The 15436-nt window shown below is 65.3% G+C and carries 13 protein-coding genes and 1 other RNA gene; 13 read left to right on the top strand and 1 reads right to left on the bottom strand.

Translation table 11 applies throughout. The features are described 5' to 3' along the window. The first annotated feature begins 14 nt into the window (after window positions 1-14). The 12 genes from QQK43_RS17230 (at window position 15) to QQK43_RS17175 (ending at window position 13476) form a co-directional block, all read left to right on the top strand. Window positions 15-773, top strand: coding sequence for a TrbG/VirB9 family P-type conjugative transfer protein (locus QQK43_RS17230; protein WP_284308734.1), 759 nt, complete (start codon window positions 15-17; stop codon window positions 771-773). After that, window positions 773-1852 carry a TrbI/VirB10 family protein gene (locus QQK43_RS17225; protein ID WP_284308733.1) on the top strand — a complete coding sequence of 360 codons (1080 nt, stop codon included), beginning with the start codon at window positions 773-775 and terminating at the stop codon, window positions 1850-1852. Before QQK43_RS17230 ends, QQK43_RS17225 begins: the two co-directional genes overlap by 1 nt. Before the next feature lie 50 nt (window positions 1853-1902). After that, on the top strand, window positions 1903-3099 hold the full coding sequence (locus QQK43_RS17220; RefSeq protein WP_284308732.1) for a hypothetical protein: 1197 nt from the start codon (window positions 1903-1905) through the stop codon (window positions 3097-3099). Window positions 3100-3112: 13 nt separating this feature from the next. Next, window positions 3113-4660 carry a hypothetical protein gene (locus QQK43_RS17215; protein WP_284308731.1) on the top strand — a complete coding sequence of 516 codons (1548 nt, stop codon included), beginning with the start codon at window positions 3113-3115 and terminating at the stop codon, window positions 4658-4660. Window positions 4661-4673: 13 nt separating this feature from the next. After that, window positions 4674-5717: a P-type DNA transfer ATPase VirB11 gene (virB11, locus tag QQK43_RS17210; protein ID WP_284308730.1), complete on the top strand. Its 1044-nt coding sequence runs from the start codon at window positions 4674-4676 to the stop codon at window positions 5715-5717. A 35-nt stretch (window positions 5718-5752) separates the two neighbouring features. Beyond that, window positions 5753-6202 carry a hypothetical protein gene (locus QQK43_RS17205; protein ID WP_284308729.1) on the top strand — a complete coding sequence of 150 codons (450 nt, stop codon included), beginning with the start codon at window positions 5753-5755 and terminating at the stop codon, window positions 6200-6202. Window positions 6203-6222: 20 nt separating this feature from the next. After that, on the top strand, window positions 6223-7206 hold the full coding sequence (locus tag QQK43_RS17200; RefSeq protein WP_284308728.1) for a hypothetical protein: 984 nt from the start codon (window positions 6223-6225) through the stop codon (window positions 7204-7206). Next, window positions 7203-9197, top strand: coding sequence for a type IV secretory system conjugative DNA transfer family protein (locus QQK43_RS17195; RefSeq protein WP_284308727.1), 1995 nt, complete (start codon window positions 7203-7205; stop codon window positions 9195-9197). The genes QQK43_RS17200 and QQK43_RS17195 overlap by 4 nt, the downstream gene beginning before the upstream one ends. Before the next feature lie 126 nt (window positions 9198-9323). Continuing rightward, window positions 9324-9848, top strand: coding sequence for a hypothetical protein (locus QQK43_RS17190; RefSeq protein ID WP_284308726.1), 525 nt, complete (start codon window positions 9324-9326; stop codon window positions 9846-9848). Beyond that, entirely contained in the window at window positions 9838-10557 is a 720-nt protein-coding gene (locus tag QQK43_RS17185; RefSeq protein WP_284308724.1) for a hypothetical protein, read from the top strand. The genes QQK43_RS17190 and QQK43_RS17185 overlap by 11 nt, the downstream gene beginning before the upstream one ends. Window positions 10558-10583: 26 nt before the next feature. Continuing rightward, window positions 10584-11108, top strand: a complete 525-nt coding sequence (locus tag QQK43_RS17180; protein ID WP_284308723.1) for a hypothetical protein — start codon at window positions 10584-10586, stop codon at window positions 11106-11108. Then, complete coding sequence (locus QQK43_RS17175) at window positions 11098-13476, top strand: hypothetical protein (RefSeq protein WP_284308722.1); 2379 nt, start codon at window positions 11098-11100, stop codon at window positions 13474-13476. The genes QQK43_RS17180 and QQK43_RS17175 overlap by 11 nt, the downstream gene beginning before the upstream one ends. Window positions 13477-13693: 217 nt before the next feature. Here QQK43_RS17175 and ffs read toward each other — a convergent pair. After that, window positions 13694-13790: signal recognition particle sRNA small type (ffs, locus tag QQK43_RS17170), an RNA gene on the bottom strand. An 87-nt stretch (window positions 13791-13877) separates the two neighbouring features. Here ffs and dnaX point away from each other — a divergent pair. Continuing rightward, a partial coding sequence (gene dnaX, locus QQK43_RS17165) for a DNA polymerase III subunit gamma/tau (protein WP_284308721.1) occupies window positions 13878-15436 on the top strand: 1559 nt, incomplete at its 3' end.

Here is a 15436-nt window from a genome sequence, read left to right as displayed (position 1 = left end):
GGGGAAATCAGAACATGACACGACAGTACAACGACTGGAAACCGATGGCCGCCGCAGCGCTGGTGCTGGGGGTGGCCGTGCAGGGATCGGCGCTGGCGCAGCAGGAAGTGCGCGAGGTGCCGTACCGCACCGACCAGGTGGTGCGTGTGAACACGGGGTTGGGCATTGCGACCCAGATCGAGATCAGCCCGCAGGAACAGGTCAAGGACTTTGGCACGGGCTTCAGCGACGGTTGGGAACTGGTGCGGCGCGACAACGTGTTCTACATCCGGCCGAAGAATGTCGACGTGGACACCAATATGTACATCCGCACCAACATGCGGTCGTACCTGCTGGATCTGCGCGTATCGGCCACCCGGTGGAAGACGCTGGAAGAGGCCAAGAACGCGGGCGTGTATTACAAGATCCGCTTTGTCTATCCCGCCGACGGGCCGGACAAGGGCAGCCCGATGGCCGGGGCCAACGCGGTGCTGTCGCCCACAAGCACGCAGCTCAATTCGCAGTCGGATTACCACCTCAATTACGACTACGCCACGCTGTCAAGCGCGTCCACCATCGTGCCGGTGCGGGTGTACGACAACCAACAGTTCACCTATCTGCACATGCCGCCGCTGGCGAGCTTTCCGGCGGTGTTCGGCCGCAACGAGCGCACGGGTGAGGAGTTTCTCGTCAATACCAAGAGCGAGAAGAACGTGATCATCGTTCACGGCGTGTATCCGTATCTGGTGCTCCGGCTCGGGGCGGACGTGGTGGGTCTCAGGAGGAATCAATGATGAACATGAAGTTTCCCGGCGGCGGCAGCGCTCAGCCGCAGGTGTCGGACAACATGCCCAAGCTCTCGGGGGGGCTGTCTCGCGGGCTCAACAAGATGGCGCTGGCCTATGTGGCGGTGGTGGCGGTGGCCGTCATCGGCATGACCATGTGGGTGGCCAACAACGCCTTTTCGGCCGACGACGAAAAAAACAAGCGGGTGGCTTTCGAGGACGTTTCGGTGCCTGAAAAACCCATGCTCGTGGCCGCCGCAGCGCCCGCGATGGCGCCGCCGCCGCTGCCTGAACTCGCGCCGCAGGCTGCATCGGCCGCAAGACCGGCCGCCGGGCCGGAGCGTGATGACCTGCTGGAGCGGCGCATGGCGAACCAGAACAACCTGATTGCCGCGGCCGATCCGAACAAGGCGCGCAACCCGTTTTTCGAGGACGAATACTCGTCCGTCAAACGCGGCGCGGTGCAGGCGCTGGCCAATGCGGACTTTGTCCTGACGCGCGGTACCTTCATCCGCTGCACCCTGGAAACCAAGGTGGTTTCCACGCTACCGGGCATGACCTCGTGCATCGTGACCGAGCCGATTTACTCGGCCAACGGTCGTCGGCTGCTGATCGACAAGGGCTCCAAGGTCACGGGCGAATACAAATATGCGGACGAGAACTACGACCGCATCGGCATCGTCTGGACGCGCGTGCTGACCACCACCGGCCTGGATGTGCGCATCGACAGTCAGGGCACGGACGCCTTGGGCGGCACCGGCGTTCCTGGGCACTACGACGGGCACTGGGGCGAGCGTATCGGCGCCGCCATGCTGGTCAGCCTGCTGGCAGATGCCGTTGATGCAGGCGCACAGAAGTTCGCCAACGATCAGGAACTGCGCGGTCGCAGCACCACCATTTACGGCGGGGGTTATGTGGCCGAACGGGTGGACCCCTGGCAGTCGGCCACGGCCGACACGGCCAAAAAAGCGGCCACAGAAATGCTGGCCCGCTCGGCCAACCGCAAAGCGACGGTGACGGTGCTCAACGGCACGGTCATCAGCATCTTTGCGGCTCGGGATGTGGATTTTTCGTCGGTGATGCAATGAACCTGGGCACTCGGCGGGCCGCTGTCTGTCCGGCACGCAGGACGCCAGGAATGCTGCTGATGCTGGCCAGTCTGGCGCTGCCGGCATGTGCGCCGCGCTTCGGCAACTACGGCGGGCCACCCGGAACGCCTGGGCGTGCTCCCGAGGTGGCCGACCGCTGCGCCAGCGACCAACCGGAGGGCATCTGCTGGACGCCGGTACAGGCGCGCTTCCATCCGGACGGCCAGCGCATGGTGGTCAACCTGTGCAGCAACCGGCGCAGCGCCAATTACTACTGCCGGATGGTGGAGTACCGCATGGCGGAGCAAAGCTGGCACCTGATACCGGGGCAGGAGGAAGGCAAAAGCTACCTTTACCCGAGTTATTCGAACGACGGCAAAACACTGGCGTTCGGCGTGGCGCAGTGCGCGCAACCGTACTGTGCAGGCGAGCGGGGTTACGGGCAGTTGGCCACCATGAGTGTGGACGCCAAGCCGGGCAAGGTGGCGGGTTATGGGCCGCCGAAGCTGTGGCCGGTGATGGGCATGAGCCGGCCCAGCTTCACGGGCGACGACCAGCGCGTGCTGTACTGGCGCAGCCACTACAGCGCCCGGCTGGCCAGTGGCCGCAGCATCGGCAGCATATCGGTGTTTGCCTACCGCTTTGCCACCGACGAGGAAACGCACCTCATCGAGAGCCTGTACAGCGGCCAGAAGACGGTGCGCTTCATCGACGCCTGGACCTCGCCGCGCTATTCGCTGGACGGCAAGGTGCTGCGCTTCAGCGGGATGGTGGACAACCTGATCAGCTCGCCTGATCGACTCTGGATCGATGGGGGCACGCCCGATGTCGAATACCGGAGGGCCGAGCAAGCGCTGATCCATCGGTGGACAGACCGTGTGATGGATGGTTTGGGGCGGGTGTATGCCGAACACCCTAAGCGAGGCATTCTGGCGGGCCCCGGTAATCTGAGGCTGGTGGATCCGACGACTCTGGCCATTCGTGTTGTGCTTGTCCAGCCGCAGCGATATCAGGTTGCCGACGCCACCATGGATCGTGGGGGGCGCTGGGTGGCAGGGGTGCTAGGGGTGCGTGCATTGACCAATGGCAATCATTCGCCCAAATGGAACCCGTGGTTGCAGGAGCGTGATCTCAAAACGGCCAACGGCATGAAAAACGACGTGCCGGTGCTGCCGCTGGTCAACCTCGAAACCGGCGCGGTGCAGGCCCTGTCATGGCCCAACGTGGAAATGCTGAACACACCTTGAGGGAGGTGCCTTGATGAGCGATGAATACAGCGGTGCGCGACCAACCGCGCCAGGCCCTGGCGGCTGGGTGCCGCGTTTTGGCATGTTCGCCGGCCCTGGCTACACCGGGGGCAGGGTCTGGGGTTCGGGTCAGGTGCCCGACGCTCAGGCTTGGGAGGTGCGGCCCACCGGGTTTCTGGATGACGTCACGCGCACGCACGACATCAACTACACCTACGTCGAGCAGACCTACAGCGGCAACGATGCGGCGACCGAGGCGGCTCGGGCCCAGGCGCACTGGCAGGCCGACAAGGAGATGCTGGCCAACATGCTGGCCTATCAACCCCAGAACTGGCTGGAGGCGCAGTACCGGAAAGCGGGCATTCAGGCCTTCGTGGCGAAGGCCGACGTGTCCTATGCAAAACACGTGGACGTGGTGGGCGAATGGAACCGTGACCTGGCTGGCATTGATCCGGATTTCCCGGCGATGCCGGTGACGCCCCATGGCCGGGCCGTCTGGAGCGCGCCGAGTCTGGTGCATGCCGGGGCCACCTACACCAGCACCGGGATGGAAGCGCTCGCCACCAGCGGGGTCAATGTGCAGGTGGCCATGCTGTTCAACCCCCACATCCAGCCGGGCAACATCGCGGCCCAGACAGTATCGCAACAGGGAGAGGCCAGCGACCCGCAGGCCGAACTGGACTACAGCCGCCGCATCATGGTGCCGCAGCGTGATCCACAGAATCTGGATGTCTTCACGGCGGAAGGTTATGTGGATGGCAAGTGGGTGACGGTCTGGTACGACTCGGACAAGAACGATCTTGTCCGTGCGGTTTTCAATGCGGGTCAAAAAGAGTCCGAGACTTTCTACCATGGCGCACAGGACCGCGGATTCGCTGGCAAAAAATACGACCACGCCAACTTCACCGTCACCCGCCAAAACTATTTGAATGGCGAACCGGCGGGTGATCCGGAGGCGCTGCCGCCGGTCAAGGCCGACGAACTGCCCGCGCTGGCCGAGAGCCGCCACACCCAGACCATCAAGGGCCTGGTCACCCAGGGTGAGGCGGCGGTCTACCCACCGGCGCCGACGGCCGAAGACCGCGCATGGCAAGACGGGCAGGGCTCCTTGTTCCCTGCGCCGGACCCGTCCGCTGCGCGCGATGCTGGCGAGGTTGTGCCACCAACGCCAATGCCAGCGGTGCCGGCCAGCGCCGCGCACGCTCCTGCGCTGGCGGCCCGTTTGAACCACGTGCGGCAGGATCTTGGCGAGGTGCTGCGTTCAGCGGGTTTCAGCAGCGAGCAAACGCAGCAGGTGTGTGCGGCCACGCTGAACCACTACACGCGACACGCCATCCTGGGGGCGCCGGATCGCTTCATGCTCAGCCGCGATCAGCAGCATGTGGGGGTTCTCCACAACCACGGCTTGCACCTGAGTGAAATGCCGATCGAAGTGGCGTGGCGCCAGAGCGAGGGGGCTCATCTGGCCGAAGCGGTGCGGGTGCAGGGGCGCACCGAGGGCTATGCGCCAGGCGTGGCGCCCGAACAAGCTGGGGCGCCGTTGGCGCCGGCACGTGTTTGAAGAAGGGCAGGAAGTGACACTGGACGAACCGATCGCGAACATTTCCACCGAGTTTCTCGAATACCAGTACGAGGTGCTGGGCATCACGCCGTTTCTGAACGATCCGACGGTCACAGAAATCTGCATCAACCGCCCGGGGCAGGTGTTTCTGGAGACCACCCGTGGCTGGCAGATGCTGCCCGTGCCGGGGCTGACCTTTGACCGTGCCCGGCAGTTTTGCACCACCGTGGTCAACGAGAGTCGGACCGGGCAGCGCATCACCACGGTGGACCCGGTGGTTTCGCTCACCTTCCCGACCGGGCAGCGGGCGCAGTTCGTGTTGCCGCCCGCTGTGCCTGCCGAAACGGTGTCCATCACCATCCGGTTGCCGTCGCGCTATACCAAGACGCTGGACGAGTACCAGCAGGACGGCTTTTTCTCGGAAATCCTGGACAACGCCGACGACATTGGTGAACTCGACCGCGAACTGCTGGCGCTCAAGCAGGCGCACGACTACCACGCCTTCTTCAGCAAGGCGGTGCACTACCGCAAGAACATCGTGGTGTCGGGGGCGACGGGCAGCGGCAAGACGACGTTCATGAAGTCCCTGGTGACCCATATTCCCGAAGACGAACGGCTGATCACCATCGAGGATGCGCGCGAGTTGTTCATCAGTCAGCCCAATTCGGTGCACCTGATCTATTCGCGCGGCGGCCAGGGCACGGCCAACGTGACGGCCAAGGGCTGCATGGAGGCCTGCCTGCGCATGAAGCCCGACCGCATCATCCTGGCCGAAATCCGTGGGGATGAGTCGTTCTACTACATCCGCAACTGCGCATCGGGCCACCCGGGATCGATCACCAGCTGCCATGCCGGCAGCACGGACCAGACCTGGGACCAGATGGCGCTGATGGTCAAGGCCTCGCCCGAAGGGGCCGGGCTCGCCTTCAACGAGATCAAGCGGCTGCTGATGCTGACCATTGACGTGGTCGTGCACATCAAGGCCCACGCCGGACGCCGCTACATCACGGGGATTGACTTCGATCCGCAACGGAAACTGAGGATGGCGGCGGTCTGAGCGCAGCCATCCATATCTTGAAAAAGGGGGAAAACATGCTCGCAAAACTTCAGAAAATCACCGTCCGCTTGCTCATGGCCAGCGCCGTGTCCATGCCTGCTCTCGCCGCAGCGCCTGCGGTATCGCCGCAGGCGCTGCGCGGTGTCTGGTTCGAAGACACCGAACTGGGACGGCACCACTGCCTGCAATACAGCCTGCGCCAGACCGGCGAACTGATTCCCGGCACGTTGGTGGTCGCGGACACGCAGATCGCCGAGGCTCAGCAAGGGGTGCAGGAAACCTTGCTGTTCCTCACGCAGGTGGCTGCCCAGGGTGAAGATGCCTGGCAGGTGTCTGGCCTGTCCGATGCCTATCCGTACCAGGCCATCAAGGAGCTGCAAATCTACGGTTTCTCGCTACGCAACCAGCGACTCTACCGCTCCATGAAGCAGGTGCAAGATGGCAAGGAGTTCCTGCGCACGCAGGTGTACGCGCGGTGCGTGTGAGGGTGGGGCGGGAGGCTTTCATGGATGGTTCAAACAAGACGGGCGCCGGCCGGCTGCTCGCTGCGGGTGTGTGTGCGGCGCTGCTGGCAGGGTGTGGCGCGCTCGGTGGGGGTGGTCGTGGCGGCCAGGACCCATCGGTGGTGGGGCTGGAACCCCAGTCGGTGGTGTTGGGGGAAGGCGGGGCCAGCCTGCGCGTCGACTTTGTGCTGGGGGACGGCGCTGGCGCTGACGAAGGCCGTTTCGGGCCCGGCTTCATCGTCGTGTCGCAGGCCGAGGCAGAGCTGCAGGCGATCGAGCACCACTTCACGGTACCGCGGTCGCAGATCGACGCGAAGGGGTGGCTGCGCTTCGAAGACTTCAACGGCGACGGTTGGCAGGATTTTGTGGTGACGCATGGGACTTCGGCGGCATCGGGCCTGCCGGTGATGTCGCTGTACCAGTTCGACCCGCGTCAGCGACGCTTCGTACCGGTGGCGCCGGTCTCGAAGCGGGGCGAGCTGCAGGCTGCAGGACCGGGTTGCGTGGCGCTGCGTTATGCCGAGGATGGTCGCCAGCCCGAGCAGGAGCGCTTCTGTTTTTCGGCCCAGGCCGGGCGCTGGGTCCAGCAGGTGGCCGCGCCGGGCGCACTGACGAACGCGGAGGTCGCTGGCCCGTGTGAGGGCGGCACACCCGATCTTGCGCGCTGCCGCCAGGCGCGGGTGGCGCTGGACAAGTCGCTGCAGGCGCAATGGGGCGGCTACCGCAATGCCATGGGCCAGCTGCTCACCCGCAGCAACGGCAAGCAGCACGCCACGCAGTTCATGCGTCACAGCCAGGCGTCGCACGCGGCCTGGCTGCAATACCGTGAGGCGTTTTGTGCCACCCACGTGCGCGAACAGGCTTTGCCGGCCCGGTGGTTCCATTCCGGCATCGAGTCCTGCAAGTACGACATGGCCCGGCAGCAGTTGCAGCAATACGAAACCCAGCGACTGCGTTTGCAGGCGCCAGGCGAGGGCGAGCGATGAAGGGTCTCAAGGTGGCTGTGGCGATCGCGGTATTGCTCGCGGCCTTGCTGCTGGGGGCCTACCTCAGCGGTTTTTTGCTGTTCTGGCGCATCGATCTGCCACTCGATCAGGTGGGCCTGCTCAGCTACCTGCAGTACGCCTGGGCCTACCACGCGCATCCGCAGTTCGGCGCCGTCGTCCGCAGCAGCGGGCTGGTCGGCATGGGCTTGCCGGTGCTGCTGGCCGCTGGTGCAGCGTTGGCGCTGTGGCTGCGTCGCCCGGCCAACCTGTATGGCGACGCACGTTTTGCCAGCCTGAGCGATTTGCGCCAACGCCAGATGCTCGACGCGCAGGACACCGCCATCGTGGTCGGCCGCAAGGACGGCCGCTACGTTTACTTCAACGGCCAGCAATTTGCCCTGCTGGCGGCGCCGACGCGTTCGGGCAAAGGGGTGGGGGTGGTGATCCCCAACCTGCTGAGCTACCAGGGGTCGGTGGTGGTTCTGGACATCAAGCAGGAGAACTTTGACCTGACCAGCGGATTCCGTGCGCGGCATGGTCAGGAGGTCTACCTCTTCAACCCCTTCGCCGAAGACTTGCGCACGCACCGGTGGAACCCGCTGGCCTACGTGTCCAGCGATCCCAACTTCCGGGTCAGCGACGTGCAGAGCATCGCGGCCATGCTGTATCCGGTGTCCGAACAGGTGAAAGACCCGTTCTGGGCGAACCAGGCCCAGAACGCTTTTGTGGCCTTCGCGCTCTACGCCTTCGAGCAGGCCGCCTATCTGCCCAAGAGCTACCCGGGTGCTGTGGCGCAGACGCCCACCATCGGGGGGCTTTACCGCCTGGCCTCCGGGGCCGGCACGGGCCAGAGCCTGCGCGACTATCTGGGAACCCTGGCCGGCTGGCCCCTGCTGAGCCCAAGCGCCAAGGCCGCCTTCGCCACCCTGATGGGGCAGGCCAACGAGACCTTCGCCAGCATCATGGGGACCTTCAAGGAGCCGCTGAACCCCTGGCTCAACCCCGTGGTCGACGCCGCCACCAGCGCAAACGACTTCGACCTGCGCGACGTGCGCCGCAAGAAGATGAGCATCTACGTGGCCATCCAGCCCAACAAGCTGGCCGAAAGCCGCCTGATCCTCAACCTGTTCTTCAGCCAGCTCATCAACCAGAACACGCGCGAACTGCCCCAGGCCAATCCCGCGCTCAAGCACCAGTGCCTGCTGTTGATGGACGAGTTCACCAGCATCGGCCGCGTGGACATCATCGCCAGTGCGGTCAGCTTCATGGCCGGCTACAACCTGCGCCTGCTGCCCATCATCCAGAGCCTGTCGCAACTGGAGGCCACCTACGGCAAAGAGCAGGCCCGCACCATCGTGACCAACCACGCGCTGCAGATCGTTTTTGCGCCCCGCGAGCAGCGCGATGCCAACGAATACAGCGAAATGCTGGGCTACACCAGTGTCACCAAGGACAGCGTGAGCCGCAGCCGCTCGCGCGAAAGCAGCACCACCCGCAGCGAGAGCGAGGAGCGGCGTGCCCTGATGCTGCCGCAGGAGCTCAAGGCCATGGGTGACGACAAGGAAATCCTGCTGGTGGAGGGCATGGCGAATCCGGTCATGGCCGACAAGATCCGCTACTACCAGGACCCGGCTTTCAAGCAGCGCCTGTTGCCCAAGGTGGACGTGCCACGCCTGGACCTCGATGCCCATGCGGAAGTGATCCGACTGCGCGAAGCGCTGGCATCGGGCCGGGGGCTGGCTGCAGCCAGTGAGCCGGCCACCGAGCCCGCGCATGCCCAGGCAGCTTCCACTTCGGCGGCCGAACGCGTCGCGATGGCCTTGGACGGCACTCAGGCCGCCGTCGCCGTGCAAGACCAGGAAGCGCGCCATCGCGCTGCCGAACCCCAGCCGCCGCGCGAATACACCGGCCTCAGCGGCATCCCGGCGGAATTCGGGAGCGCTGTGTCCCAGTTCGAGCGCCCATCCGGGGGGTACCCGTCGACGGTGTAGACGGCATCGGCCCGCTCTGGCGGTCTCTGACGTTGCCCTACAGCCGCGTCAGGCCAAGCGCCACAATGGGTCCAACCCCGACAAAGACCTTTACCGCACACGGCGACAGCACTCAGGAGGAGCTCCATGGCTTATCTGGTCGACGACATCCGGCAACCCACTGCTTTCGTGGAAGAGGAAATTCCGCAGTCTTTCAAAGACAGCTTCGATCCGACTCGGTTGTACACGCCGCTGGGATTCCGGCGTTGGCCGGACGACCGCTGGGTGATCGACCATGCGCGCAAGGTGGCGTTGATCGGTGGCGGAACGAACAGCAAGGCGGCGTCGGATGAGGGGGGTCCGGTGACGTGCTGGGATACCCTGCTGCTTGAAGGAAGACCTGTGGGTTTGGTCTTCCATCACTGTCTGGAAGCAGTGGATGGACGCGACCCCAAGACCGGCCGTGTATACGAGCTAATCAGGCTGTACGACGTACATCTTTACCTGCCGGCCGAGTTTTACGGCCGCAAAGACGAAATCGTGTCGCTTGCCGAGGAGGCTTACTACGTTCGTCGTCGTGGACCCAAACGGGTATGGGTTCGCGGTGTGGTGATTCAGGTGGCCGAGGCACATCTGGAGACCGAATACCGGAGTTCGCGCCATGCCCTCTGAGCGCTGGCTGACTGCGGAGCAGCGGGTCGTCGTTGATTGGCTTGAGGGCGTTGCAGATCGGGGTGGTGTCGCTACTTATCCGGGCGGCTTCGTGCACTTCAGGGGGGATCTGATGCAGCGGCTCGACGCGCTACCGGTGCGCGTGCAGGGCCAGACCACCGATGCCGTGACCCTGCTGTACAGCGGCCCGCTGGGCGATCAGGTGCGGGGCGGTTGGGAGATTGCCGAGAGCATTGGCCACCAATCGAACGGCCGGGTGGTCACGATCGGTGAAACCCCTCTGGGGGCGTTACAAAATGATCGGCAATTTGATGATGCCTTGCTGGACGCTGTTGGCAAGGAGAATCCCCATCTCCACAAAGAACTCTTGGATGGTGTGCGCCCCGACGGCAGCCGTGTCGAAAGCGTCTGGGATCGCGCCAGCCGCCGCCTGGCGATGGCCGCCGAAAGCGATGTGCGCACGCTCACGCCGGCGGCGCTCGATAGCAAGGTGTTTGCCCAGGTGGAACTGCCCCAACTGCTCAAGAACCCCAGCGTCACGCACATCAACGGTGTGCCGTTGTCGGTGTACCAGCAGATCCACGACCGGGCTCCCGGGCCGCCATCGGCCAAGCTCAGCGCGGTGAACCAGGCGGTGCAGGCCAGCGCGTACGAGCTCACGCGCGAGATGCGCTGGCGCGAGGTGCCCAGAGGGTCATGGGCTGCATGAAGCGCTGAATTGAACGGAGAACACACATGGCTTATCTGGTGGACGAGATCAAACAGCCCACGGCGTTCGTGGAAGAAGAGATCCCACAGTCGTTCAAGGACAGCTTCGATCCGGGGCTGCTGTACACGCCGCTGGGGGGGCGGCGCTGGCCGGACGATCGTTGGGTGATCGACCATGCGCGCAACGTGGCGCTGATTGGTGGCGGAACCAACAGCAAGGCGGCATCTGACGAAGGTGTGACGGTCACGATTTGGGATACGTTGTTGGTGCAGGGCAAACCGGTAGGGCTGCTGTACAGCCGCCGACTGGAATTGCTGGAGGGGAAAGACCCCAGGACAGGTCGGGAATACGAACTTCAAAGACTGTTCAATGCCCATCTGTATCTGCCAGCGGAACTGTACGGGCGCAAGGATGAGATCGTGGCGCTGGCAGAAGAGGCGAACTACGTATTTAGTCGGGGTCCCGTGCGAGCTTGGGTGCGTGGCGTGGTAATCGAATTGGCCGAGGCGCATTTGGATACCGAATACAGGAGTTCGCGCCATGCCGTCTGAGCGCCCGCTGGCCGTTGAGCAACAGGCCATCGTAGATTGGCTGGACGAAGTTGCGGACCGGGGCGGTGTCGATGGGTATGTCGGGGGGGCTGAGAAATTCCGGCACGATCTGATGCAGCGGCTCGACGGATTGTCGGTACGTGTGCCCGGACAAACGGGCGATGCAGTGACGCTGTTGTACAGCGGCCCCCTGGGCGACCAGAGCAAGGGAGGCTGGGAGATTGCGGAGAGCGTTGGGCGTCAGGGGCGAGGAAAGGTTGTCACGATTGGCGAGACGCCATTGGGCACGCTTCAAAACCACAAGCGCTTTGTCGGAGCGTTGCAGGATGCCGTTGGCCCGCGACATGCCCATCTCCACCAGGAACTGATGAACGGCATCCGCGCCGACGGCAGCCGTGTCGAAAGCGTCTGGGATCGCGCCAGCCGCCGCCTGGCGATGGCCGCCGAAGGCGATGTGCGCACGCTCACGCCGGCGGCACTCGATAGCAAGGTGTTTGCCCAGGTGGAGCTGCCCCAGTTGCTCAAGAACCCCAGCGTCACACACATCAACGGTGTGCCGTTGTCGGTGTATCAGCAGATCCACGACCGGGCTCCCGGGCCGCCATCGGCCAAGCTCAGCGCGGTGAACCAGGCGGTGCAGGCCAGCGCGTACGACCTCACGCGCGAGATGCGCTGGCGCGAGGTGCCCGACGCGCCCAGAGGGGCGGGGCATTTCGAGGTCGACCCGGGGCGCCTGTTTGAGGGTTCGCCGTACCGACCGGCGTTGCGACTGTCCGCTGATGCTGTCGACTTCGACATGCGCAACGGTCCCGACCCGGGTATCACCCCCGAGCAGCGCAGCCGTCTTGCCCATGGCCGCCACGAGATCCATGAGGGGTTGAAAACACTGCCGCGCTCGCTCGGAAGGCTGGGGGATGTCCCCGAGATTCGGGCCGGCACGGTGCTCAAGGGGCTCGGCATGGCCGGCACCGCTTATGGCCTCTACGAAGGCTACAGCGAGTTCCGCGATGCCCTGGACGGCGCCCGTTCTACGCGCGATCTGCACATCCGGGGTGCCGAAGCCGCCACCGACATGGCGGTGCGAGGCGGTGTGTCCGGTACAGCTGCCGTGGTGGGCGGCGCGGTGGGCGGGGCCGGGGGCTCGCTCGTGGCGCCGGGGCCGGGGACGGTCGGTGGCGCGATCGTGGGTGGTGGTGCGGCGGCCTACGGCGCGGAGCGCGCCTATGAAGACTCCCGCGTGCAGCAGTGGGCCAAGGCGCTGGGCCGCGAAGTGGGTGAAATCAGCTACGACTATTTTTCCCAGGAAGGCCGCCTGCTGCGGCGCTTGCAGGGTTTGCAGGCCGAGCTGGCCGAAGCCAGCTCGCCCGCTGAACGCCAGCGCCTGCAGCGAGAGCTGGGCACCGTGGGCAGTGCTTTCAAAGCCGAGGCTGATCGCAACAATGCCTATTTCGACGGCCGGGGCCAGATCGATGCCACCTGGGAGGAACTGTCTGCCCGCTTTCCAGCCCTTGAAAAGGGTGACGTCGTGAGGGCCTACGACCGGAGGTTCGAAACCGGAAAGATCGCCACCGATCAGGCGGTGAAGGGCGCCTACAGCGACGCGGTGCACGACGAGGTCCAGGCCCGGGCCCTGCCATATGTGCCCGATGTCGACTACCGCTGCATGGATGAACGCGGTTTGCAACAGGCCTGGCGCACCTATGCGGGCGAAGCGTCGCGCGGGCAACACGCCATCGCTGATCTGGAGCGCAGCGGTCCGACGTCGGCCAACGTGCCTCTGCTCGGGGGCTGGCTCGGACAGCGCCGGCACGACGACACCCTCGAAACCCTGCGCAACCAACATTGGCGCGACAGTGGCCACCAATCGGCCATCGAGGCCGCGATGCGTGAACGGGGCCTGGAGGTGCCAGGGGCGAAGCGCGATCCGGGGAGCGCGCGCTCGATCATGGGCAACGGACCCATCGCGGCGCCGGTGTCCAGCCCGGCGCCGCTGCCATTGGGCGCGGTGAGTCGCCAACTGGTGGCAGACAGCACCCAGGCCGTGTTCGACGTAGCCAACCGCCATGGCCTGCCATGGGACCAGGGCATGACCAACACCGTCTATGCCGTGGCCGCTGGTGCGCGGGAGGCTGGATTGGCCCGGATTAACCTGTTCAACGCAGCCGGCGGAGTGATTCGCGCGGGTGAATACAACGGCGTGATGCTGCGCGAAGTCACACTGGATGCGACCACCGTCGCCAACACGCCTCAGGCGCAATCCCAGCAGACCTTGCAGGCGTGGGATCGACACAAGGACCCGATGCCAGTGGATGCCGTTGCGCAGGCGCAGGGGTGGCATGAACAGCAAGGGGCCCGGTTGGTGGGGTGAGGGGGCGCTGTCGTGACCAGCATGGACGCAGCAATGATCTGAGTTGCCTGTGCGGCAGCGAATGAATCGGTATTGGCCCGCCTGGAGTGCAGGACCGATTTGAGATCGTCCGCCTTGATGTCTGGGGCAAATCGGTCAAGTCGGATTTGCCGGAAAACAAAAAAGGCCGCTGCTGCGGCCTTTGTTTGCAAGCGCCCTGGCGGCGCTGAATGAATAAGGTGACGAGCCTTGACCCCGGCACTGACTCCACAGTTAGGGCTGCTTGGTTCCCCACCTGACCCGGTTGGCCGCTTCACCATGCGGGAAGGCCCGTCGGGGTCGATTGTAGTCGCTTGTTCGGGGGCTTGCCGTCTTGGGGCATTGCCGGGGGGCGGATGGGGCGCCGCTTAGAATCCCTGCCCATGTCTTATGTCGTTCTGGCCCGCAAGTACCGCCCGCGCCGCTTCACCGAAATGGTGGGGCAGGAACATGTGGTGCAGGCGCTGGCCAATGCGCTGACGACGCAGCGCTTGCACCATGCGTACCTGTTCACGGGCACGCGGGGCGTGGGCAAGACCACGGTCTCGCGCATCCTGGCCAAGTCGCTCAACTGCGTGGGGGCGGACGGGCAGGGCGGCATCACGGCCGAGCCCTGTGGCGTGTGCCAGGCCTGTACCGACATCGATGCCGGCCGCTTCGTCGATTACACCGAGCTGGACGCCGCATCCAACCGCGGTGTGGACGAGGTGCAGGCCCTGCTGGAGCAGGCGGTCTACAAACCGGTGCAGGGGCGCTTCAAGGTCTTCATGATCGACGAAGTGCACATGCTCACCAACACCGCGTTCAACGCGATGCTCAAGACGCTGGAAGAGCCGCCCGAATACCTCAAGTTCGTGCTGGCCACCACCGACCCGCAGAAGGTGCCGGTCACGGTGCTGTCGCGCTGTCTGCAGTTCAATCTGCGGCCCATGGCGCCCGAGACGGTGCACGAGCACCTGGTGCGGGTGCTGGAGGCCGAGCAGGTGCCGGCCGACGCACAGGCGCTGCGCCTGCTTTCGCGTGCCGCGCGCGGCTCCATGCGCGATGCGCTGAGCCTGACCGACCAGGCCATTGCTTTTGGGGGCGGCCAGTTGCAGGAGGCCGCCGTGCGCCAGATGCTGGGCGCGGTGGACCGCAGTTACGTGCTGCGCCTGATCGACGCGCTGGCCCGCACCGACGGTGCCACCGTGGTGGACACGGTGGATGCCTTGCGCGTGAACGGCCTGAATGCGGCGTCCACACTGGAAGAAATGACCGCGGTGCTGCAGCGCATGGCCGTGCTGCAGGCCGTGCCGGCGCGGGCGGCCTCCGCAGCCGGCGGGGTGGAAGACCCCGACGACGCCGAGATTGCCCGGCTCGCGCAGGCCCTGCCGGCCGACGAGACGCAATTGCTCTACAGCCTGTGCCTGCATGGGCGCGGTGAACTGGGTCTGGCACCCGACGAATACGCGGCGCTGACCATGGTGTTGCTGCGCTTGCTGGCGTTCAAGCCCAGCGGCACGGCGGAAAAAAAAACACTGAAAACGGCGCCTGAGGCGCCGGCTGCCCCGGTTTCCGCATCGCCGGGCCCGGCGGCGCTCCCTGCCGTTGCGGCGGCGGCTGCGCCGACAGCCCCTGCAGCGCCTGCCTCAGGCACGCCGGTGGCGGCCACTGCGAACTCTGTTACCGCGCCTGTCAGACCGGCAGCAATGCCTCGGGAGCCCTCGGTCGACGCACCGTTTGCGGCTGCCGCGCCGAGGCCGACGGCGCCAGCACAGCCGGTCCCCGAACCCGCGCGCCCATTCGCCACGGGGCAGGAGCCACCGGCGGCGAGCGTGCACCTGGCACCGGCTTCCGCCGTGGCCGAGCACCGCCCAACGCGCCTGCCGGTGCCGGACATGCCGGTCATCGACGATGACGAGCCCGACGACCTGCCACCCTGGGCCGATGAGGCCATGGCACC

Origin of the sequence: Hydrogenophaga electricum, assembly GCF_030160815.1 — a bacterium.
Classification (GTDB): Bacteria; Pseudomonadota; Gammaproteobacteria; order Burkholderiales; family Burkholderiaceae_C; genus Hydrogenophaga; species Hydrogenophaga electricum.
The sequence above is the reverse complement of the archived record's forward strand: the minus strand, read 5'-3'. Positions and strand labels throughout refer to the sequence as shown.

Bases quoted from the DNA above. Each gene is read 5' to 3' on its own strand.
- QQK43_RS17230 (WP_284308734.1), top strand. From the start codon at position 15: ATGACACGACAGTACAACGACTGGAAACCGATGGCCGCCGCAGCGCTG.
- QQK43_RS17225 (WP_284308733.1), top strand. From the start codon at position 773: ATGAACATGAAGTTTCCCGGCGGCGGCAGCGCTCAGCCGCAGGTGTCG.
- QQK43_RS17220 (WP_284308732.1), top strand. From the start codon at position 1,903: ATGCTGCTGATGCTGGCCAGTCTGGCGCTGCCGGCATGTGCGCCGCGC.
- QQK43_RS17215 (WP_284308731.1), top strand. From the start codon at position 3,113: ATGAGCGATGAATACAGCGGTGCGCGACCAACCGCGCCAGGCCCTGGC.
- QQK43_RS17205 (WP_284308729.1), top strand. From the start codon at position 5,753: ATGCTCGCAAAACTTCAGAAAATCACCGTCCGCTTGCTCATGGCCAGC.
- QQK43_RS17200 (WP_284308728.1), top strand. From the start codon at position 6,223: ATGGATGGTTCAAACAAGACGGGCGCCGGCCGGCTGCTCGCTGCGGGT.
- QQK43_RS17195 (WP_284308727.1), top strand. From the start codon at position 7,203: ATGAAGGGTCTCAAGGTGGCTGTGGCGATCGCGGTATTGCTCGCGGCC.
- QQK43_RS17190 (WP_284308726.1), top strand. From the start codon at position 9,324: ATGGCTTATCTGGTCGACGACATCCGGCAACCCACTGCTTTCGTGGAA.
- QQK43_RS17185 (WP_284308724.1), top strand. From the start codon at position 9,838: ATGCCCTCTGAGCGCTGGCTGACTGCGGAGCAGCGGGTCGTCGTTGAT.
- QQK43_RS17180 (WP_284308723.1), top strand. From the start codon at position 10,584: ATGGCTTATCTGGTGGACGAGATCAAACAGCCCACGGCGTTCGTGGAA.
- QQK43_RS17175 (WP_284308722.1), top strand. From the start codon at position 11,098: ATGCCGTCTGAGCGCCCGCTGGCCGTTGAGCAACAGGCCATCGTAGAT.